At 53.3% G+C, this 20,108-nt stretch carries 19 protein-coding genes; 13 read left to right on the top strand and 6 right to left on the bottom strand.

All coding sequences use genetic code 11. From position 1 onward, the window contains the following. Positions 1–818 precede the first annotated feature (818 nt). Positions 819–3,623, bottom strand: coding sequence for an Ig-like domain-containing protein (locus GNG29_RS17645; RefSeq protein WP_156655121.1), 2,805 nt, complete (start codon positions 3,621–3,623; stop codon positions 819–821). Between the two features lie 688 nt (positions 3,624–4,311). Further along, the gene (locus tag GNG29_RS17640) at positions 4,312–4,866 is read right to left on the bottom strand and encodes a YceI family protein (protein WP_103180804.1); all 555 of its coding nucleotides are present in this window, start codon (positions 4,864–4,866) and stop codon (positions 4,312–4,314) included. Between the two features lie 345 nt (positions 4,867–5,211). Here GNG29_RS17640 and nanR point away from each other — a divergent pair, with 345 nt between their 5' ends. The 8 genes from nanR (at position 5,212) to GNG29_RS17600 (ending at position 12,199) form a co-directional block, all read left to right on the top strand. Continuing rightward, complete coding sequence (nanR, locus tag GNG29_RS17635; protein WP_103180803.1) at positions 5,212–5,997, top strand: transcriptional regulator NanR; 786 nt, start codon at positions 5,212–5,214, stop codon at positions 5,995–5,997. A 127-nt stretch (positions 5,998–6,124) separates the two neighbouring features. Then, positions 6,125–7,024 (top strand): N-acetylneuraminate lyase, encoded by a 900-nt coding sequence (gene nanA, locus GNG29_RS17630; protein ID WP_156655120.1) that lies wholly within the window; start codon positions 6,125–6,127, stop codon positions 7,022–7,024. A gap of 87 nt (positions 7,025–7,111) precedes the next feature. Next, on the top strand, positions 7,112–8,596 hold the full coding sequence (locus GNG29_RS17625; protein ID WP_156655119.1) for an MFS transporter: 1,485 nt from the start codon (positions 7,112–7,114) through the stop codon (positions 8,594–8,596). 24 nt (positions 8,597–8,620) lie between these two features. Then, positions 8,621–9,310, top strand: a complete 690-nt coding sequence (locus GNG29_RS17620; protein ID WP_156655118.1) for an N-acetylmannosamine-6-phosphate 2-epimerase — start codon at positions 8,621–8,623, stop codon at positions 9,308–9,310. Continuing rightward, the gene (gene nanK / locus GNG29_RS17615; protein WP_103180799.1) at positions 9,307–10,182 is read left to right on the top strand and encodes an N-acetylmannosamine kinase; all 876 of its coding nucleotides are present in this window, start codon (positions 9,307–9,309) and stop codon (positions 10,180–10,182) included. The genes GNG29_RS17620 and nanK overlap by 4 nt, the downstream gene beginning before the upstream one ends. After that, positions 10,179–10,661: an N-acetylneuraminate anomerase gene (nanQ, locus tag GNG29_RS17610; RefSeq protein ID WP_103180798.1), complete on the top strand. Its 483-nt coding sequence runs from the start codon at positions 10,179–10,181 to the stop codon at positions 10,659–10,661. The genes nanK and nanQ overlap by 4 nt, the downstream gene beginning before the upstream one ends. 229 nt (positions 10,662–10,890) lie before the next feature. After that, positions 10,891–11,892, top strand: a complete 1,002-nt coding sequence (locus tag GNG29_RS17605) for a zinc-binding alcohol dehydrogenase family protein (RefSeq protein ID WP_156655117.1) — start codon at positions 10,891–10,893, stop codon at positions 11,890–11,892. A 16-nt stretch (positions 11,893–11,908) separates the two neighbouring features. Then, the gene (locus tag GNG29_RS17600) at positions 11,909–12,199 is read left to right on the top strand and encodes a putative quinol monooxygenase (protein WP_197431860.1); all 291 of its coding nucleotides are present in this window, start codon (positions 11,909–11,911) and stop codon (positions 12,197–12,199) included. A gap of 256 nt (positions 12,200–12,455) precedes the next feature. Here the strand turns inward: GNG29_RS17600 and GNG29_RS17595 are convergent. Next, positions 12,456–13,576 (bottom strand): IS3-like element ISSen4 family transposase gene (locus tag GNG29_RS17595; RefSeq protein WP_156653759.1). Its coding sequence is split into 2 segments (ribosomal slippage): positions 12,456–13,318 and positions 13,318–13,576, totalling 1,122 coding nucleotides; the frame shifts between segments, so codons are not numbered across the junction. A gap of 467 nt (positions 13,577–14,043) precedes the next feature. Between GNG29_RS17595 and GNG29_RS17590 the strand changes: the two genes are divergently transcribed. Both GNG29_RS17590 and GNG29_RS17585 read left to right on the top strand, forming a co-directional pair. Further along, positions 14,044–14,583 (top strand): Panacea domain-containing protein, encoded by a 540-nt coding sequence (locus GNG29_RS17590; RefSeq protein ID WP_156655115.1) that lies wholly within the window; start codon positions 14,044–14,046, stop codon positions 14,581–14,583. A gap of 1 nt (position 14,584) precedes the next feature. Next, a complete protein-coding gene (locus tag GNG29_RS17585) occupies positions 14,585–15,052 on the top strand; it encodes a hypothetical protein (RefSeq protein ID WP_156655114.1) in 468 nt (155 codons plus the stop codon). 24 nt (positions 15,053–15,076) lie between these two features. Here GNG29_RS17585 and GNG29_RS17580 read toward each other — a convergent pair whose 3' ends face one another. Then, entirely contained in the window at positions 15,077–16,249 is a 1,173-nt protein-coding gene (locus GNG29_RS17580) for a site-specific integrase (RefSeq protein ID WP_156655113.1), read from the bottom strand. Beyond that, positions 16,210–16,416 (bottom strand): excisionase, encoded by a 207-nt coding sequence (locus tag GNG29_RS23415; protein WP_231736543.1) that lies wholly within the window; start codon positions 16,414–16,416, stop codon positions 16,210–16,212. The genes GNG29_RS17580 and GNG29_RS23415 overlap by 40 nt, the downstream gene beginning before the upstream one ends. 1,162 nt (positions 16,417–17,578) lie before the next feature. Between GNG29_RS23415 and GNG29_RS17575 the strand changes: the two genes are divergently transcribed. Next, positions 17,579–18,067 (top strand): hypothetical protein, encoded by a 489-nt coding sequence (locus GNG29_RS17575; protein WP_156655112.1) that lies wholly within the window; start codon positions 17,579–17,581, stop codon positions 18,065–18,067. 346 nt (positions 18,068–18,413) lie between these two features. Here GNG29_RS17575 and GNG29_RS17570 read toward each other — a convergent pair whose 3' ends face one another. Then, positions 18,414–19,061, bottom strand: a complete 648-nt coding sequence (locus tag GNG29_RS17570; protein ID WP_156655111.1) for a LexA family transcriptional regulator — start codon at positions 19,059–19,061, stop codon at positions 18,414–18,416. A 97-nt stretch (positions 19,062–19,158) separates the two neighbouring features. Here GNG29_RS17570 and GNG29_RS17565 point away from each other — a divergent pair, with 97 nt between their 5' ends. Further along, the gene (locus GNG29_RS17565; protein WP_156655110.1) at positions 19,159–19,368 is read left to right on the top strand and encodes a Cro/CI family transcriptional regulator; all 210 of its coding nucleotides are present in this window, start codon (positions 19,159–19,161) and stop codon (positions 19,366–19,368) included. Between the two features lie 28 nt (positions 19,369–19,396). Continuing rightward, positions 19,397–19,948, top strand: a complete 552-nt coding sequence (locus GNG29_RS17560; protein WP_156655109.1) for a YmfL family putative regulatory protein — start codon at positions 19,397–19,399, stop codon at positions 19,946–19,948. The last annotated feature ends 160 nt before the right edge of the window (positions 19,949–20,108 follow it).

Here is a 20,108-nt window from a genome sequence, read left to right as displayed (position 1 = left end):
CAGCGGTAAAATCCTTGTCTTTAATAATGGTAAGAATTTGTGATTGACTGAATTTGATATAGCCAGAAAGTACCAGAAGTGCAAATTAAGCGTGAGTTAATAAATGGTTAGTCATATTTAAAATATTGCGCTGTGCAGTGTGAAAATGGCGGTGGCAGGCGTGGCGCGGCTTGCAGGTGTCTGCTGAGCGAGGCGTGTGTAGGGATTTTTGTTTTTAATTTAATGAGATAGCGACATTTGGTGAGGGGGAGGTATTTTATAGGGGTATTTTAGTGTGGCTGTATAAATATTTAAACGGGAGTGAAGTTGATATTGAATATGATATATTTGAGAAGGTTTTTAATATTGTCGAATCTAGGTTGAATTAATAAAGAGTTGTGCTATTTAGATGGGCGTATAAGTTAAGGCAACCAGGTTATTTGGTAGAAATGTTATTACGGTGGGAGAGATCACATTATTTTCTTCTTGTGGGGAATGAAGAGAAGTATATGTGGCGAAGTAGGGGTTCCGTTCACCTCACGTTTTCTGCTTCTGTTACGCCTGAACCGGTGAACGTGCCAGGGTGGCTCAATCGCCACCACCCTGGCGACCCGGGCTCCCGGCAATTTTGTCTTCGGCTTATTCCCTTCGGCTATCGGGGCGGGCGTGATCCTTGCGCCTCGCCCCGGCCTGCGGTCAACGCCTCAGCGATTTTCAGCCGGACACGGTAGTCGCGGTAAGCTATTTATTTTATTTGACTTTTTCATTGCTGTTTTTCGTTTTTGGGTTTTTGGTTTTGTAGGCCGGGTCAGGCGTAGCCGCCACCCGGCGGGGTTGAGTTAACCGGTGATAATATGATTCTGGTTCACCAGCTCCTCGTAGGTGGTCTGCACGTGATCCAGCGTCACCAGCGTGGCCGGGGCAAAGCTGGTGCCTGCACCATCCCGGTCGAGCGTGATTGTCGTGCTGCCATCGCCGTTGCTGGTGAGATGGAGATAATCCCCCAGCGTGTTGCCATCGCCATTCCAGCCCACCAGCAGCTGGCTGATGTCGATTTTGTCGCCCTGTGCCAGCGAGAAGTTACCGACGTGCTCCCCGCCGTTATCGCTGAGCACGTTATAAATCAGCGTCTCGCCCGTGGTACTGGCACTCAGGGTGCTCACCAATGGCTCCTCGCTCTGGGCAAACGCCGCGGTTGCCACTGATGCCGTCGGTGGGTTCGGGGCCAGCGGGTCGACGTTAATCGTCCAGGTCTCGGAGATCAGGCTGTGATTGCCGCGGCGGTCAACCGCATCGGCGGTCAGGGAGTGGAGCCCATCGGTCAGACTGGCGGAGACCTGGAACGACCAGTTACCTGCCGAATCCACCTCCGTAAAGCCGATCTGCATCTGCTCGCTGTAGACATAAATTTTGGTGCCGACCTCACCGGTGCCGGAGATGAGCGGCGTGCGGTCATCGGATAAGGTCCCCCTCACGATGGTGCCGATGGCGTCCGGAACGTTATCCACCACGTTGGTGATGATCGGTGTGGCCGGCGGGGTTGTGTCGTCGGCTTCTACCGTACCGGGCGCGCTGGTGTTGCCCGCCTTATCGGTAGCGGTAAGCGTCATGATCTCCCCGTTCAGTTTGGCGGTAGGCAGGGTGAAGGAGAAGCTACCCGATTCGCCGACAATCAGCTCGCCGAGTTTAGTGGTGCCTTCCATGACGACCACGGTGCTACCCACTTCCGCCGTGCCGGTGAGCGCCAGACCATTATCGGAGACATCCAGCCCTGCAGGCGGTGCCGGTGGCGTGGAGTCAAGGGCGGTGGCCTGCGCCGGCTGGCTCTGGTTTTGGGCGGCATCGAAGGCGTAGACCGTCAGCACTTCGCCGTTGAGCTGGTTCGGGGCGATATTGACGGTGAATTTGCCGTCGGCACCCACGGTGCCGGTACCTATCTCCTGGCCCGTGGCGTCGCGTACCGAGATGCGGGCATCCACTTCCGCTTCACCGCTCACGCTGTCGCCCGTCGCGGCGACGGAGAGGGCTGTCGGTGCCGCTGGCGGGGTGATGTCCGGCACAGGCAGCGAAGAGGCTGGACCTTCGTTACCCGCCCGGTCAGTAGCCACGGCGCTCAGGGTTTCGCCATTGACCTGCGGAGTGGTCAGGGTCAGCGAAAATGCCCCATTGACGTCCGCGGTGGCCGTACCCAGGCTATCACCCAGGTCGTTGGTCACCGTAACCGTCGAGTTGGGCTCGGCGCTACCGGTGACGATGGTGCCAGTGGCATTGATGGCGAGGCCACTCGGCGCGGCGGGCGGCGTGCGGTCGACGGTAAATTCAAACGGCGCGGAAGAGGGGCTCAGATTGCCCGCAATATCCGTCTCCGTCAGGGTAAAGGTCTGTAGCCCTTCCGTCAGCGGCTCGGCAAGCTGGTAGCTCCAGGAGCCGTTGTCCGGAACGATGATCTCCGCCACCAGCAGATCGTTGTGGTAGAGGGTAATGGTGCTGCCGGGATCGCCCGTACCGCTCAGCACCGGCTGGTTGTCATCGGTAAAACCCCCGGAGGTGATGAACCCCTGGATGTTGCCTACCTCATCCATCACCTGCAGAACCGGCGCATTCGGGGCGACGGTATCGATGGTGAGGTTGAACGCGGGAGAGTCCGGGCTGGTATTGCCTGCCGGGTCGGTGGCGCTGGCGGTGATCTGATGCAAGCCGTTAGCGAGATCGGCGGTGGGGGTAAACGTCCAGCTACCGTCACTGTTCACTACCGTGCTGCCGATGTTCTTCCCGTTATCATACACCGTGATGGTCGAACCGGCCTCGCCGCTGCCGCTAAAGACCGGGCGCGGATCGTCGGTGGTCTGATCGCTGTTCAGCGCCCCGGTCAGGCTGCCGGCGTTGTCGTCAGCGATAATAATCATGGGCGCATCTGGCGGGGTGGTATCCGCGGCGGTAAGGCTAGTGGGCGGACTAACGTTGCCGGAGCTGTCGGCGGCTGTGGCCGTCAGCGTCTCGCCGTTGGTGTAGGGCACCCCCAGCTCGACGGTAAATTCACCATTGCCGTTGGCTTTGGCTTTGCCCACCACGTTACCGCTGGCATCGGTGATGGTTACCATGCTGTTGGCTTCGGCGCTGCCGAGCAGCTGGGTGTTACCGTTGGCGAAATGCAGGTTAGTGGGCGCGCCGGGCGGCGTGGTATCCTGCGCTACCGGACCCGGATCGATGCGATCGTCACCGCCCCCACCGCCGCCGCCCCCACCGCCTGCTGCCAGCGCAATGCCCCCCGCTGCGGCCACGCCACCCAGCACCCACGGCCAGATAGGAGTATCGCCCGATGAGCTACTGACGTTACCGGCAATCAACGCGTCGGTTGACGGGATCGACTGGTAACGCTCAACCGCCAGCGGATCTTCAATCCACCACAGCGCGCCGTTTTCATTCAGTACCAGCTGATGATCGTTGATGTAGTAGTTCTTCAGCGTCACGGTTTCGCCGTTGGTCATCCTGACCAGCAAATCGTTATTGCTGCGGGAATAACTGGCAATATCGCCCCTGCCTGCATCGAGCTTAACAACGGAATCCTCGCCCAGAATGATCTGGTTACCTTCTGCGACTGTTTGTTGATGCGTCAGTCTGGAGATAACAGTGAATTTACTCATTTGTATGACTCCCAACAGAGTGTAATGAATGCTGTGTGTAAAAATCGTTTTTCTTTCAGCAGAGTTTAAGCGTCCCGAAGGAGACACTATTTGTCAGAAATAATGTTCTGCTGTAATAGTTTTTCTGCGACTTTTTTGTTTTTTGCGCAGGCGTGATGATTGCCATCCCTGTTATTTATATTGCTGGCTTTTTATAAGTGCATTAAAGGATATAGTCATAAAGAACCAAAAGCGCAAATGACGAAGCGGTGAAATAAAGCATAGGCGCTTACTTAACCGCGTTGAAACCTAATAAACCAGTGGGCAATCGCCAGAATTATTGATTAAAATGTTGTATTTTATCTATTTTTATTCTGATGTGTCGGGTTTTGTTAGTGCGGATGATGAAGCGGAGATTGCGAGAGATCACAAGTTTCATCGCTGGATTAGCTTTTATATTTATTAAATTCGAGGGCGCGATAACACGCTATTTATTATATTTTCGCCACCGGCTAATAGAAGCGTTGCTGAATTTTTGAATAATACAAAGGTATGATTTTTTCTCGTCTGGATAACGCCTTCTACAAAACGCTCTACGACGTTTGTACTATTTTTTGCGCGTTTATTATTTTCTGAAAGGCAGTATAGAACAGGCGGGATTTTTTACCGGAGCAATTATTAATAAATATTATTGTATCAGGTCGAAATTTTACTGACGCCGCATCGCCTGGATCTCAATGGCAATGGCGATGCGATCGTCCACCACCAGCGCAAAGCGATCCATCTTGTACGCTGAACGGGAGATGGCGGTGGTGGCATGCAGCGCGATCGCCTCGTCCGGCAGACGATCGAGCGTGGCTTCGAGGATCACCGGACGACTGAGATCCCGGACGGTGAGAGTGCCGAACGCGCGGTAATGATCGTCCTTCACTTTCACCACCCGGGTGCTGGTAAAGGTGATCGTCGGGTAGCGGGCGGCGTCAAAAAACATATCGCTTTTCAACTGCCAGGTGAGCAGATTGTTGGAGGCCTGAAGTGTGGCGACCGGCACCGACACCCGGATGCGATCGTCATATTCATTGTCCGGGTTCAGCGTGACCGTCCCCGTCACCCCCTGGAGATGCGCCCAGGAGGGTATGCCGCCGAAGGCGCGCCACGACAGCCTGATGGCGGTCTTCTGCGTGTCGATGACATAGACGACGGGGGCGGCGTAAAGCGACGGGCAAGCGATCATGAAGACCAGCAGAAGAATGCGGCGCAGCATAGGGGGCTCTCCCATTCACAGGTTGCAAGTTAACGCATCAGCGCGCAGGCTTGTTTGGTGTAAGAGGGGTGTTGCCCTGCGTGAGAATAAGCGTAGAAACAGGGAAGCGCGTGAGCAAGGGGTTTCAGAAGAGTGTTAAATATGCGTTTGTAGCGGGTTCACAGTTTGAGAAAGTTTCAGGTGAGCGTCGCGATAACGCCGGGGCCATTTGGGTCTACCTCGCCATATAAGTGAATGTCTGCGTTGACGTTATCCTCTGGCACCTGCGTAACCCATCGCACCTGGCACCAACGCCTGTGTTATGATAAAGAACTCCTTAACTCAACTTCTTATGATGTAGCGTCTATGACTCTTTCCAGCGAAAAACAGACAGAAATCTCCTCTGAAACCATTGGGCGGACATTGCGTCGTCGCCCGCTGGCGCGCAAAAAATTGTCCGAGATGGTGGAAGAAGAGCTGGAGCAGATGATCCGTCGCCGTGAGTTTGCCGAAGGTGAACAGCTGCCCTCTGAACGTGAGCTGATGGCCTTTTTTAATGTCGGGCGACCTTCAGTGCGCGAGGCGCTGGCGGCACTCAAACGCAAAGGGCTGGTGCAGATCCAGAACGGCGAGCGCGCCCGTATTTCGCGCCCCTCTGCGGACACCATCATTAGCGAACTCTCCGGTATGGCAAAAGATTTCCTCGCCCATCCGGGTGGGATCGCTCATTTTGAGCAGCTGCGCCTGTTCTTTGAGTCCAGCCTGGTGCGCCATGCTGCACAGCATGCCAGCGATGAGCAGATTGCCCTGCTGGAAAAAGCCCTGACGTTGAACAGCCAGTCGCTGGATGACAATGCGCTGTTTATTCGCTCCGACGTGGAATTTCACCGCGTGCTGGCGGAGATCCCCAACAACCCGATCTTTTTGGCGATCCACGTGGCGCTGATCGACTGGCTGATTGCCGCGCGCCCCACGGTACCGGAGCAGGCGCTGCACGAGCATAATAACACCAGCTATCAACAACATATCGCCATCTTTAACGCTATCCGCAGCCACGATCCCGATGCGGCTGAAGAGGCATTACAGGCCCACCTCACCAGCGTTTTCGCCACCTGGCACGCCTTCGAGCAGGGCAAAAAACGCCGCAAATAATCGCCTCGATGATTTAGTGAACTCGATCGCGTTCTGCGCATTTCGATCGCGCTGTTTTTAATGTGTCTGGTATAACAGGTATAAAGGTCTACCATTATCGCGTCATCACATTACATTCGAGGTATCTATGTCCGTCACGCTTAAAGGGGTTATGCCCGCACTGCTTACACCGTTCGATCGCAACCAGCAGTTGGATTCGCAAAGCTTGCGCCAGCTGGTACGGTTCAACATTGCCCAGGGCATCGATGGCCTCTATGTTGGGGGATCTACCGGCGAAGCCTTCGTGCAGAACAGCGCCGAACGTCAGGAAGTGCTTGAGATCGTTGCTGAAGAAGCAAAAGGCAAAGTCACCCTGATCGCCCATGTCGGCACCGTCAGCACCCACGAGAGCCAGCAGTTGGCCCAGGCGGCCAGCCGCTATGGCTATGACGCCGTCTCTGCGGTCACGCCCTTCTACTATCCGTTCAGCTTTGAAGAGCATTTCGATCACTATCGGGAAATTATTGATTCAGCAGATGGGTTGCCGATGGTGGTCTACAACATCCCGGCCCTGAGCGGGGTCAAACTCTCTCTGGATCAGATCAATACGCTGGTGACCTTACCCGGCGTGTGCGCGCTGAAGCAGACCTCCGGCGATCTCTATCAGATGGAGCAGATCCGCCGGGCACACCCGGATCTGGTGCTGTACAACGGTTACGATGAGATTTTCGCCTCCGGCCTGCTGGCGGGTGCGGATGGTGGCATCGGCAGCACCTATAACATCATGGGCTGGCGCTATCAGGGGATCGTCAGGGCGCTAAAGGAGGGGGATATCGCCACCGCCAAAGCGTTGCAGGTCAAGTGTAATGAAGTGATCGACCTGCTGGTCAACGTGGGCGTATTCCGCGGCCTGAAAACGGTGCTGCACTATATGGACGTGATTGATGTTCCGCTGTGCCGCAAGCCGTTTGCCCCTGTCGATGAACAGTATCTCCCCGCGCTACGGGCATTAGCGCAGCGGCTCCAGCAAGAAAAAGAGCAACGTTAAGACAACGCCGGATGCCGGGCATACCCGGCATTACTAAAGCTGTATCCTGCAAAACAGCGTATGGGTTTACCCATTGCGGAGACTGACATGAATACAATGACTCAAAATGTCCCGTGGTATCGTTGCCTCAACCGTCAGCAGTGGCGCGCGTTTTCTGCCGCCTGGGTCGGTTATGTTCTTGATGGTTTTGATTTTGTCCTCATCGCTCTTGTTTTAACCGATATAAAAACCGAATTCGGCCTGACCACCCTTCATGCCGCGAGCCTGATCTCCGCCGCCTTTATCTCCCGCTGGTTTGGCGGTCTGGTGCTGGGCGCAATGGGGGATCGCTACGGTCGCCGTCTGGCGATGGTGAGCAGCATTATCCTCTTTTCCGTCGGGACGCTGGCGTGCGGCCTGGCCCAGGGCTATACCACCATGTTCATCGCCCGTCTGGTGATCGGCATGGGGATGGCGGGGGAGTATGGCTCCAGCGCCACCTATGTGATTGAAAGCTGGCCCAAACACCTGCGTAACAAAGCCAGTGGTTTCCTGATCTCGGGCTTCTCCGTCGGCGCGGTGGTGGCGGCTCAGGTCTATAGCCTGGTGGTGCCGGAGTGGGGCTGGCGGGCGCTCTTCTTCATCGGCATTTTGCCGATCGTTTTTGCCCTCTGGCTGAGAAAAAATATTCCGGAAGCCGAAGACTGGAAAGAGAAGCAGCAGAGTAATGCGCCCGTGAAAACCATGGTCGATATTCTCTATCGCGGTGAACATCGGGTTATCAATATTATGATGACCCTGGTGGCCGCCGTCTCGCTGTGGTTCTGCTTCGCAGGCCAGCTGGAGAGCGCGGCGATTGTGGCCTTGCTCGGCCTGCTGTGCGCGGGGATCTTCATTAGCTTTATGGTGCAAAGCAACGGCAAGCGCTGGCCGACCGGCGTCACCCTGATGGTGGTGGTGCTGTTTGCCTTCTTATACTCCTGGCCGATTCAGGCGCTGTTGCCTACCTGGCTGAAAACCGATCTGGCTTACGATCCCGCCACCGTTGCTCAGGTGCTGTTTTTCAGCGGCTTTGGTGCGGCGGCAGGCTGCTGCGCCGGGGGCTTCCTTGGCGACTGGTTGGGCACGCGCAAAGCCTATGTCTGTAGCCTGCTCGCCTCGCAGCTGCTGATCATTCCGGTATTTACCCTTGGCGGCAGCAGCGTCTGGGTGCTGGGCCTGCTGCTCTTCTTCCAGCAGATGCTTGGACAGGGCATCTCAGGGATCCTGCCTAAACTGATCGGAGGCTATTTTGATACCGAACAGCGCGCGGCCGGGCTCGGGTTTACCTACAACGTCGGCGCGCTCGGCGGTGCACTGGCCCCGGTTCTGGGGGCGTTTATCGCTCAACGTCTCGATCTGGGCACCGCGCTCTGCTCGCTCTCGTTTGGTCTGACGTTCGTCGTCATTTTGCTGATTGGTTTTGATATGCCGTCCCGCGTTCAGCGCTGGCTGCATCCTGAAGCCCTGCGTACCCACGATGCCATCGACGGCAAACCGTTCAGCGGCGCCATTGTGGCCGGCAAAAGGGCGAGCCAGCTTGCCAAACACTAAGGCTGAATTTTTAACGGAGGAGTTATGTCGTTCCTTGATGAACTGGATGCAAACATAAAAGCCCGGGGCGGGCTGATCGTCTCGTGTCAGCCGGTACCGCAAAGCCCGCTGGATAAGCCGTTGATCGTCGCGGCGATGGCGCTGGCGGCGGAGCAGGCGGGTGCCGTGGCGCTGCGTATCGAAGGTATTGAAAACCTGCGGGCGGTGCGTGCCGTGGTAAGCGTGCCGGTTATTGGCATTATTAAACGCGATCTGCCCGATACCCCGGTGCGTATTACGCCCTGGCTGGAGGATGTGGATGCGCTGGCTGAGGCAGGCGCCAGCATTATTGCGTTTGACGGCACACAGCGCACGCGGCCTGTGCCGGTTGAGGCCCTGCTGGCGCGCATCCGGCACCATCAGCTGATCGCGATGGCAGACTGCGCCTCGCAGGAGGAGGGGCTGTATTGCCATCAATTGGGGGTTGAACTGATTGGCACCACGCTGTCGGGATATACCTCAGACGTTACGCCCGTCGAGCCGGACCTGGCGCTGGTTTCAACCCTGAGTCAGGCCGGGTGCCGGGTGGTGGCCGAAGGGCGCTACAACTCACCGGAGCTGGCCGCGCAGGCTATGAAGCACGGGGCATGGGCCGTGACGGTAGGCTCTGCCATCACCCGCCTGGAGCATATCTGTCAGTGGTATCGGGACGCCTTACAGGACGCGACAAAATGATCACGCTGGCTATTGATATTGGCGGGACCAAACTCGCCGCGGCGCTGGTCGACCGCGAGCTGAGGATTATTGAACGCAGGGAGATCCCCACCCCTGCCAGCAAAACGCCGGATGCGCTGGAAGCGGCGCTGTGCGAGCTGGTCACCCCGCTATACCGCCGGGCGCAGCAGTTCGCTATCGCCTCGACAGGGATTATCCAGCAAGGGGTACTCACCTCCATTAACCCGGCAAATCTGGGCGGGCTGGCGCATTTTCCGCTGGTGAAATCGGTCTCGGCTATAACCGGGCTCCCCGGCGTGGCGCTAAACGATGCCCAGGCCGCGGCGCTGGCGGAGTATCAACACATGCCAGATGCCGTGCGCGATATGGTCTTTATCACCGTTTCGACCGGCGTAGGGGGCGGGATGATCCATAACGGCAGCCTGGTGACCGGCTCCGGTGGGTTGGCCGGACACTGCGGCCACACTCAGGCCGACCCGAACGGACCGCGCTGCGGCTGCGGGCGGATCGGCTGTGTGGAAGCGATCGCCTCAGGCCGGGGTATCGCCGCGGCGGCAGAAGGGGAGCTTTGCGGGCTGGATGCGAAAGCCATCTTTGCCCGCGCCGCAGAGGGACATGCCCAGGCGGGGAGATTGATTGCGCGTTCCGCCCGGACGCTGGCGCGGCTCATTGCGGATATAAAAGCGCTGACCGACTGTCAACGGGTGGTCATTGGCGGCAGCATTGGCCTGGCCGACGGCTATCTCACGCAGGTACAGCATCACCTTGCGCAGGAGCCCGCTGTTTATCAGACCGAACTCTGCTCAGCCCGCCATCGCGGCGACGCGGGGCTGCTGGGTGCTGCATTATGGGCAAAAGGAGCGTGGCAATGATTGTGGGTGATATCAACCGTCTGCAGGCTGCCGGTCTGTCGACGGTGTTCTGTCAGGCGATCGACCAGGCCCTGAGCGCGGGGCTAGCGCAGCTGGCGCCGGGTAGCTATCCGCTGCAGGGCGAGAAGATGTTCGTCAACGTGATGCAGTTTGAGACCCAGCGCGCTGAGCAAAAACGTGCCGAGCTGCACCGCAACTATATCGATATCCAGATCCTGCTGGAGGGAGAAGAGCACATTTATTACGGACTGGCGGGAAGCGCCCGGGCCTGCGATGCGTGGCACGAGGAGGAGGATTATCAGCTCTGTGACCGCATCGGGAATGAACAGTGCCTGACGTTGAAGCCGGGGATGTTTGCCATTTTTATGCCGGGCGAACCCCATAAGCCGGGCTGTTTTACCGCGAAGCCCGGTATGCTTAAAAAAGCGGTGATTAAACTGCATCATCGCGCGCTGACTGACCTTCATAACAGGCTTTAACTCTTCCTACACTCATCTGACGCCCGCAGACAGCGGTTTGCGGTGCGGACAGAGGATATTCAGCAACATGCGTCATTCTCATGGCCCGTCAGGCGTGCTCCGCAATCTTCAAGCCGGGCCATTTTCATCTCCCGAGTACAAGTCTTATCGTCGCGAGGCTATTTTTCCCGCCACAGCTACGCTTTACCATCACATTATTGCGACACACACGATAAACGACGGAGAGATTATGAAAGCCATTGCCATTACCCGTTCTGCCCCTGACAACATCGCGTTCCTGCAGGATATCGAATTGCCGCAGCCGCAAGCGACAGGACACGATCTGCTGATTGAAGTGAAAGCCATCTCCGTAAACCCGGTGGATACCAAGGTCCGCGCCGGTTTTACCGGCGATACGCCGCGTGTTCTCGGCTGGGATGCCGTGGGCGTTGTGGCGGCGGTGGGCGAGGCGGTAACGCTTTTCGCGCCCGGGGATGAAGTCTGGTATGCCGGTGCGCTGGGACGGCCTGGCAGCAACAGCGAGTTTCAGCTGGTGGATGAGCGCATTGTCGCCCTGAAGCCCAAAACCCTGGATAACGCCTCCGCTGCCGCAATGCCGTTAACCGCTATCACCGCATGGGAGATGTTGTTCGATCGCCTGGGCATTCAGGAGCAGGGTAATGAAGGCGACACGCTGCTGATCGTCGGCGCGGCGGGCGGAGTGGGGTCGATTCTGGTGCAGCTGGCGCGCAAGCTGACGAAAATGACTGTAGTAGGTACGGCCTCACGCCCGGAAAGCCAGCAGTGGGTGCGGGAAGCGGGGGCGCATCACGTTATCGATCACAGCAAGCCGCTGTCGGAAGAATTAGCCGCCGCGGGTATCAAAGAGGTGACCCACGTCGCCAGCCTGACCCATACCGCAGCGCACTATGATGAGATTATTAAGGCGCTAGCGCCGCAGGGCAAACTGGCGCTGATCGACGATCCCGATACGCTGGACGCCCGTCCGCTGAAAGCAAAAAGCATCTCCCTGCACTGGGAGTTTATGTTCACCCGCTCTATGTTTGAGACCGCCGATATGATTGCCCAGCACCAGATGCTGACCCGCGTGGCAAATCTGATTGACGAGCAGGTGCTTACCACGACGCTGGGTGAGCATTACGGGGCGATTACGGCGGCGAATGTGCAGAAGGCCCATGCGCAGCTCGAGACCGGGCGTGCGGTCGGGAAGATTGTACTGGAGGGGTTCTGAGATGGCCACCTCTGACATCATCTCGCTTATAGCGGTTCTGAAGGCGAAGCCCGGCAAACGTGACGCGCTGAAGACGGCCTTACAGGCGCTGCTGCTGCCGACCCGTCAGGAGCCGGGCAACGTTGTGTATCAGCTGTTTCAGCTGCGCGATACGCCGGACATGTTTTACGTCCGGGAAGCCTGGCGAGGCCAGAAGGCACTAGAGGCTCACATTGCGCTGCCCCATTTCCAGGCCTTTATCCTGCAGATGGATGAGTTGCTGGCGGAGCCGCTGCGGCTGGATTACCTGACGGCGGTAGAGGCTTAAGGATTCTGTTGAGGGACGCAGGGAAGGTTAGAGTACTGGAATAGAGGGACGGTAGAAACAAAAAAGCCCGCATTGCGGGCTTTCAGGACTTTGTATCAGGCTCTGGTGACCGTTAACAAAGAATTTTGGTGGAGCTGGCGGGAGTTGAACCCGTGTCCGAAATTTTTTAAGCCTCTAATAAATATCAATTAATTTTCTATGAAAATCCGCGCGGCTCCTTTGCGGATTGACCTGCCCCCACGATTAGATACAACACTCAGTTAGTAACGTCGGAATCTTCATTCTCAGAATGACCCTTTCTCCAGCCCGCTGCAAATTCAGACGGTGTCTGATAATTCAGCGTGGAGTGCGGGCGGCATTCGTTATAATCCTGCCGCCAGTCATTAATAATTTTCCTGGCATGAACGATATCGCTGAACCAGTGCTCATTCAAACATTCATCGCGAAATCGTCCGTTAAAGCTCTCAATATATCCGTTCTGCGTTGGCTTGCCCGGCTGGATTAAGCGCAACTCAACACCATGCTCAAAGGCCCATTGATCCAGTGCACGGCAAGTGAACTCCGGCCCCTGGTCAGTTCTTATCGTCGCCGGATAGCCTCGAAACAGTGCAATGCTGTCCAGAATACGCGTGACCTGAACGCCTGAAATCCCAAAGGCAACAGTGACCGTCAGGCATTCCTTTGTGAAATCATCGACGCAGGTAAGACACTTGATCCTGCGACCGGTGGAAAGTGCGTCCATGACGAAATCCATCGACCAGGTCAGATTGGGCGCCGCCGGACGGAGCAGCGGCAGACGTTCTGTTGCCAGCCCTTTACGACGTCTTCTGCGTTTTACGCCCAGGCCACTGAGGTGATAAAGCCGGTACACGCGCTTATGATTAACATGAAGCCCTTCACGGCGCAGCAACTGCCAAATACGACGGTAGCCAAAACGCCTGCGCTCCAGTGCCAGCTCAGTGATGCGCCCTGATAAATGCGCATCAGCAGCCGGACGGTGAGCCTCATAGCGGCAGGTCGACAGGGATAAACCTGTAAGCCTGCAGGCACGACGTTGCGACAGACCGGTCGCATCACACATCAACATCACGGCTTCCCGCTTCTGGTCTGTCGTCAGTACTTTCGCCCAAGAGCCACCTGAAGCGCCTCTTTATCCAGCATGGCTTCGGCAAGCAGCTTCTTGAGTCTGGCGTTCTCTTCCTCAAGCGACTTCAGGCGCTTAACTTCAGGCACCTCCATACCGCCATACTTCTTACGCCAGGTGTAAAACGTGGCATCGGAAATGGCATGCTTGCGGCAGAGTTCACGGGCGGGTACCCCAGCTTCGGCTTCGCGGAGAATACTGATGATCTGTTCGTCGGAAAAACGCTTCTTCATGGGGATGTCCTCATGTGGCTTATGAAGACATTACTAACATCGGGGTGTACTAATCAACGGGGAGCAGGTCAGGATACTTCAGCGTCTATCTACTGTCTTTATCCTTTGCAAGATGATCAACATTTGTAATTAAACAGCTTTTAACGTTTGTCGATTTTGAACGAATTGTGCTGTGCATTTCAATGTCAACAAAATTTTGAATTAGCCACTAACTCTTTACAAATTTAGATATTGCTAACATCGTGCTTTTACCTTAAGGGTAAATGTTTCGAAATTGATGCTAACGTGCAAAATGTGGCCGTGAAAACATGAGAACTGTGCACCTATCATGATCAATCTCCCGTTGATTAATGTGTGCAGCTAGCTATACACTATCAATACGGTGTAATAGCTCACAATTGCACTGTAAATGCAGTGGCAATAGCCCGCTGCCATCAGTTTAAGGCCACATCAATGAAGGTATCGAGATGCTTAAGATTCGGTTCGATTCAGAAAAGGCTTTAGAGGCCATTCTGTATGTAGCCTCTAAAGCTCCCGTCCCTGACATCTATCATGTTGGGAAAATCCTTTATTATGCTGACCGTGCCCACCTCGAACGCTACGGGCGACTCATCACAGGTGATGAGTACAAAGCAATGAAAGATGGTCCAGTCGCAGAAAACACCTACGACATCATTAAGATTGCCCAAGGCAAAGGACGTTTTATACCAAATGGTATTGATGTTGAGGATATTAAGGCGGCGCTTCGAGTTTACGAAAAAGCTCATAATTATCGTGTTGAACCATTGAGAACTTGCGATGATGATGTCTTCAGTGACTCTGACATTCGCTGTATCGATGAAGCAATTGAACGGATAGGCCATTTATCGTTTGGTAAAATTCGTGAAATGAGTCATGACGAAGTTTGGGCATCAGCTAACGAGAATGGAGAAATTCCGTTAGAGGTTATTGCCAGAAGCTGTAAAGATGCTGATATACTGATTCCACATCTTTTCAGCGGAAGATAACATGCCTAATTTAGGGGATATGTTCCCTTCAAATTTTGCCCAAGTTTTTGCATCACATCACCAGCTTTCTGTTGGTGATGTGATTTATCTCTTCTGTGATTTTACAACCCCCGAAAAGCACAAGTTCATGGTGGTTTGTTGCTGCGAGCCGTTGCTTGTTTTGCTTATCAACTCTGAAATTAGTGATTACATTCAGGCTAGGCCCGCATTACTACAGTGCCAAGTAGACTTGCTTGAGGCTGATCACCCTTTTCTTGAGTGGGACTCGTTTGTTAATTGCATCGAAGCGCATCAGGCTTTTGATTTGGATGCAGTGAGAGAACAGATTACCATCAACTACACTGAGACATACAAAGGACGCGTTGCTAATTATTGCCTACGATCAATATATGAAGCCGTTCAAATGTCAGAAACGATGCTGCGTAAACACAAGCGATTAATTGTCGAGGCAATGCAGTCCTTTGTTTAACCCCGCCGAATGGCGAGGTTAAGTCTAATTATTTGTATTTTTTGCTAAAGTTGTAACATTCCCGTCGTACTCTTTCAAATAAGATCCGTAATGCCTGAAGAGCATTTCCGGCCCCTTATGCCCCATCTGTCCGGCGAGCCAGAAAAGGTTGGCGCCCTGGCTGATGTGGCGTGTCGCGAAGGTATGCCTGGTCTGGTATGGGTTACGGTATCTGATTCCTGCTTTACGTAATGTCGGGACCCAAGCTTTCTTGCGGATTGCGTCTGCGCTGGCCCACGGCTTATTCGTTTTAGGATCCTCGAAAATAGTGGTATCTTTCATGAAGGTGAAAGTCTTCTGATTCACCAGCACTGCCATAGCCACATCGTTAAGTTCTACTTTACGTGTACCTGCCTTTGTTTTAGTTCCCTTGATAATGCCTACCACACTTGCGTTCTGAACGTGCGCAGTCTTCCCGATGAAGTCGATATCGCGCCAGCGCAGTGCGCATAATTCCGAACTGCGCAAACCCGTCTGGATAGCGAACATAAACAGATTTTCCCACTGCTTATTACCGGCAGAGAAGAGGAGGGCATTTACTTCGGCTGGTGAAAGCGGATCAACAACATAGTCGCTCTCTGCAGTTGATTTGTCGCTTTGATACCGTGATGCCGTTACCAGTGATACCGGGTTGAGCTGGAGCACGCCATCTGTTACAGCCTCATCAAGAGCTGAGCGCAGGAAAGAAAGTTGATTGCGAATTGTCTTTAGCGTGGTGGTGCGGCTCTGGATCCATGCTTTCATCGCCGCCGGCGTCAGCTCGCTTGCAGGCAGTGAATGAAGGGCTACCAGAGCGCTACGACATTTTTTATAACCGCCGATGGTGGATGGCGAAAGTTTTCGCGTTTCACAGATGTTGATGTATTCGTCCAGGTACATTTTTATTGTCTTGCCGGCGGCTGCATTGCCAAATAATTTTAACCGTGCGGATCGCGGGAAATATTCTGCATAAACGAATGTTCCACGTTCGATTTGGTTATGAATTTCGCCGAGAGTCCGCTCGGCGTATTTCAGGTTCTTGCTGCTCACTTCTAAATTGGAAAGGGGCTCTCTGCATTTCACCCCTTTATAAGTGAACGTGATATTAATGGTTTCACCCTGGCTGTGCTTCCTGATGGTCACGCCGCGCGGGAGTTTAGGCGACTCTTTCTTGCCCATTTAGCTACCTCACTTAGATCAATCCATCTCTCCTTAACGCCTTCCACCTTCAGAACTTGAACACCTTCACGCCAAACTCCACGCTGTAAGCGCTTATTAATGGCATCAATGCTCTCACCAGTTTCATTGCAATAAGCTGAGATAGGGACACAATCGAGGTTCAGCATAGTTTCCTCCATTACCCCGGCTGCACCCGGGTAGTAATATCAATTATCAGCAATTTGTAAGGACATAACGCAAAACATCTTGTTTTTATTGTTTTGTCTCAAACAAAATTATTAAGTATTTACAATAAGCATTTTTTTGCTAGAATTCAGCCACCTCTGGAGAGGCAGTGAAATTGTTTCGCATATCTTATAAAAGAGCGTTCCTTTGCCATGCTAGGTTTAAGGTGCTGTAAAGAACTCTTTTTTAAGTAACCCTGGTGAGTAGTAGCCTTACTCATGCTTCACTTGCAATCTCTCCAGTAATGGAGGGTTATCAGTGCAGGGCTACGCGTTACGGCAGCTGATAAGACCTTGCCCCGTTATAAGGGGTTTAAACATGGCGCTAATGCTTGTATTTAAAGCAATCTATCACCTAGCGATGTTTGCTTGGTTGGTCTACCAATTTTACAACATTTGAAATCACGTCTCGGTTGCGGGGGCTACCCGCACCCACCTATCTTTTCGAAAATTAAACCCCTGTGGTGCCGGGGATTTAATAAAGAACAGTTTCAAGTTGGACAATACGCCGAACAAAACATATTTCATCACTGTTCAGTATGCTTTTACGCACACTCAAGTGTTGTTCACCCTTCATACAGCACGCATTTAAGCTCAAACGCCACCGCCCGTTAGTTTATCCACACATCATAGAAGAGCACCCGCTAGAGGAGCTGCCAGTGCTATTGGGTTATGAGCCCGTCACCCGGTGATGCTCTCATATGTTGTGTAAAAAAGGGCGGTACCAGCCATCAAGGGATAAAAAACTGGCATCGCCAAACAACCACTACGCTTGCTTTTATGATTACGGTTGTGAGCCAGCCGCTGCTCTTCTGGTTGTCATCGTGCGGCTGTAATTCACCACAACTCGAAGCGCACTACGCTGCTTTCACTCCTGTCACCCATAACTGGTTTGAAGGATTGCGCTTCCATGTTCTGTGCCTGTCTTTTCACCACTTCAGGCTCGGTGGATCCTGCTATTCCCCAACAACAAGGATTCGGTTAATCTGGATATCCCCAACGACATTAAAGGATTAACGATGTTAAGAATCGATTATGAAGAGCGTCACATGCCGCCTTATAAGCGACCTGAACCGCCGAAACCGGACGATGACTGAGGTGTAAAATGACTCTGGACGATTTGCATTTTGATATCACTTATTCATTTTTTATCGAAAAAATGAACTTTACCCTTCTAAATCGAATTGATAAGGGTATTACTCTTTCGCTAATTGTCCTTGGTTGTTCAGTCTTCGCACCATTCAGTAATATGTTCGTCTTCGGTCTCTTTGTGGCTGTGCTCTCCGTTCTACAATTGGTCTATCAATTTGGTCAGGAAGCTGGCTTATCAAAGGAGCAAATGAGGCAGTACAAAAGATTGTTGGTTGAATTCTCAATACTTCCTGAGGAAGAGCTGCGAACAAGATTCTTAAAAATACAGGATGCAGATAGCAACCCTTGGCGATCCCTTCAGGATGCAGCCTTTAAACGAACTTGCATTGCTCTCGGACGAAGCGATGATACGAAACTGTCCAAATTGCATTGCGCCATAGCTTGGCTTGCGGGAGACCTTCCTCGCAGCCTAAAGGACAAAAAAAATGACAAAACCAATTGAGCCGTTTCATGTGCCTCCTCATCCTCGACCGCCAGCTCCGAAGGGTGTGCGTTAAAATGGATAACATTTTGACTCACCAGGATAGACATGATCATCTTCCTGTAAAACCACGCCCACCTGTTCCTCCGGGGAAGTAGTTCAATTTGGGGCATCCAGATTGTTAAAGAGCAAGCGTCCTGCAGGGCGCTTTTTTATTGCCAGCAAATCATCCCATCTTCATATGCCTGGGGCGGCTACTGCATGGGCGTCCTGCCTGTTCGCTTTCCTTAATTAAATCTAAAATAACTTAGACTGAAGGTCAAGCAGAAAATCTAAGTTAATTTAGATTTTCTGAGGGGAATGGTAATTATTTGCGGCGCATCATGCGGCGGTGTTCAACAACCACCCCAACGATATGAATCTTTTCTTTTGCAGAATTGCGGATAGCGTAGTCTTCATTCAGTGGCACGAGTTCAAATATTTCTTCGCCAGTTTCACTGATTCCGCGTGCACGGTATTTTTTAAATGTAGCTTCGTCACCGCCGTTTTTTGCGACAACGTAATCGCCAGGGCCTGGGTGTAGCTCAGGATCCACAATAATTACATCACCTTCAACAAAGTCGGGCTCCATTGACTTTCCTTTGACCTTGAGGGCAAAGGTTGAATGAGAGTGAAACTCTGACGTCAAAATATACTCCACCGTGCCATCGATATTTCTGGCGTCGCACTCAGGTGACCAAGCTCCAGCCTGGACATAACTGATGATTGGAACTTGCTGCGCTGCTATTGGTGCAGGCCCAATGTTAGCCTCGTCCTCCCGGCCATATAACAGGAATCCTTCAGTTACACTGAGATATTGAGCAAGTTTTGTCAGCGATTTACCGCCCGGCACGTTCAGATCTCTCTCCCAGTAGCCAATCGTTACATCAGAAACTCCAAGCGCTTTACCCAATTGGCCTTGAGTAAGCTTTCTCTGTTTCCTTAACTCCTTTAACCGCGTGCCAAGTGTTCCCACGATTCAAACCCTTAGAAATGAAAACCTAAGTAATCTTATTTTTTATTGACCTAAAAAAGATTAGATAATAGTATCTAAATATTCTTAGGAGGATATTATGACCACAACCGAACTTGAGCAGTACTTCGGTTCGCCAAACAAGGCGGCTGAATTTTTTGGGGTATCGCCAGAAGCCTTTTATCAATGGCGTACTCGCCCGGGCCAACTGATTCCTAAAGGTCGTGCAGCTGAAGCTGCTGCACGTACTAAAGGAAAACTCAAATTTGACGCTTCGCTTTATCAGAAGCGTAACGAGAAAGCGGCATAGCAGAAACCACAGAATTAAGGGGTTAACCGTGGGTAATCAACATTGGCAAGCAGAGAAACAACCGGCCTGGCTGGTGGCTGCAATTAAGCGAACGATTTCCAGTCTTCCTGGAGGTTATTCAGAAGCGGCGGAATGGTTGGGAGTAACAGAAGATGCGTTGTTTAACCGCCTGCGCAGTGGCGGCGATCAGATTTTCCCAATGGGCTGGGCGATGGTTCTCCAGCAGGCCAGCGGCACCAAGCACATCGCGGATGCGGTTTCGCGCCAGTCGAACAGCGTCAACGTTCCGCTGGTGGAAATTGAGGATGTGGATAACGCCGATATTAATCAGCGCCTGATGGAGTCTATTGAGTGGATTGGTAAACACTCAACATACGTTCGCAAGGCTACCGCTGATGGCGTGATTGACCAGGCCGAACGCGAGCAAATCGAAGAGAACAGTTATCAGGTCATGCAGAAATGGCAGGAGCATTTAACGCTGCTGTATCGCGTTTTTTGTGCGGCAGAAAAGAATGACGCCCGCGAGTGTGCAGCTCCGGGCGTCGTGGCGTGTCGTAACAGTGGAGAAACTAACGCATGAACAGTTTAACGGCAAAGAACCGCTTACCGCAACTTCGGATGATCCCGGTGCCGGGCCTTCCGCTGTTTCGGTATGAACGCAGAGTAGCAAACCGCTGGGTGGCATGTAACCACAGCCGCGCCACTGCAATCGTGGGTGTGTACTACCGGAGGGCAAAGGC

Source organism: Leclercia sp. Colony189 (genome assembly GCF_009740165.1).
Classification (GTDB): domain Bacteria; phylum Pseudomonadota; class Gammaproteobacteria; order Enterobacterales; family Enterobacteriaceae; genus Enterobacter.
Note: the sequence above shows the minus strand (reverse complement) of the source record. Positions and strands in the feature narration are given on the sequence as shown.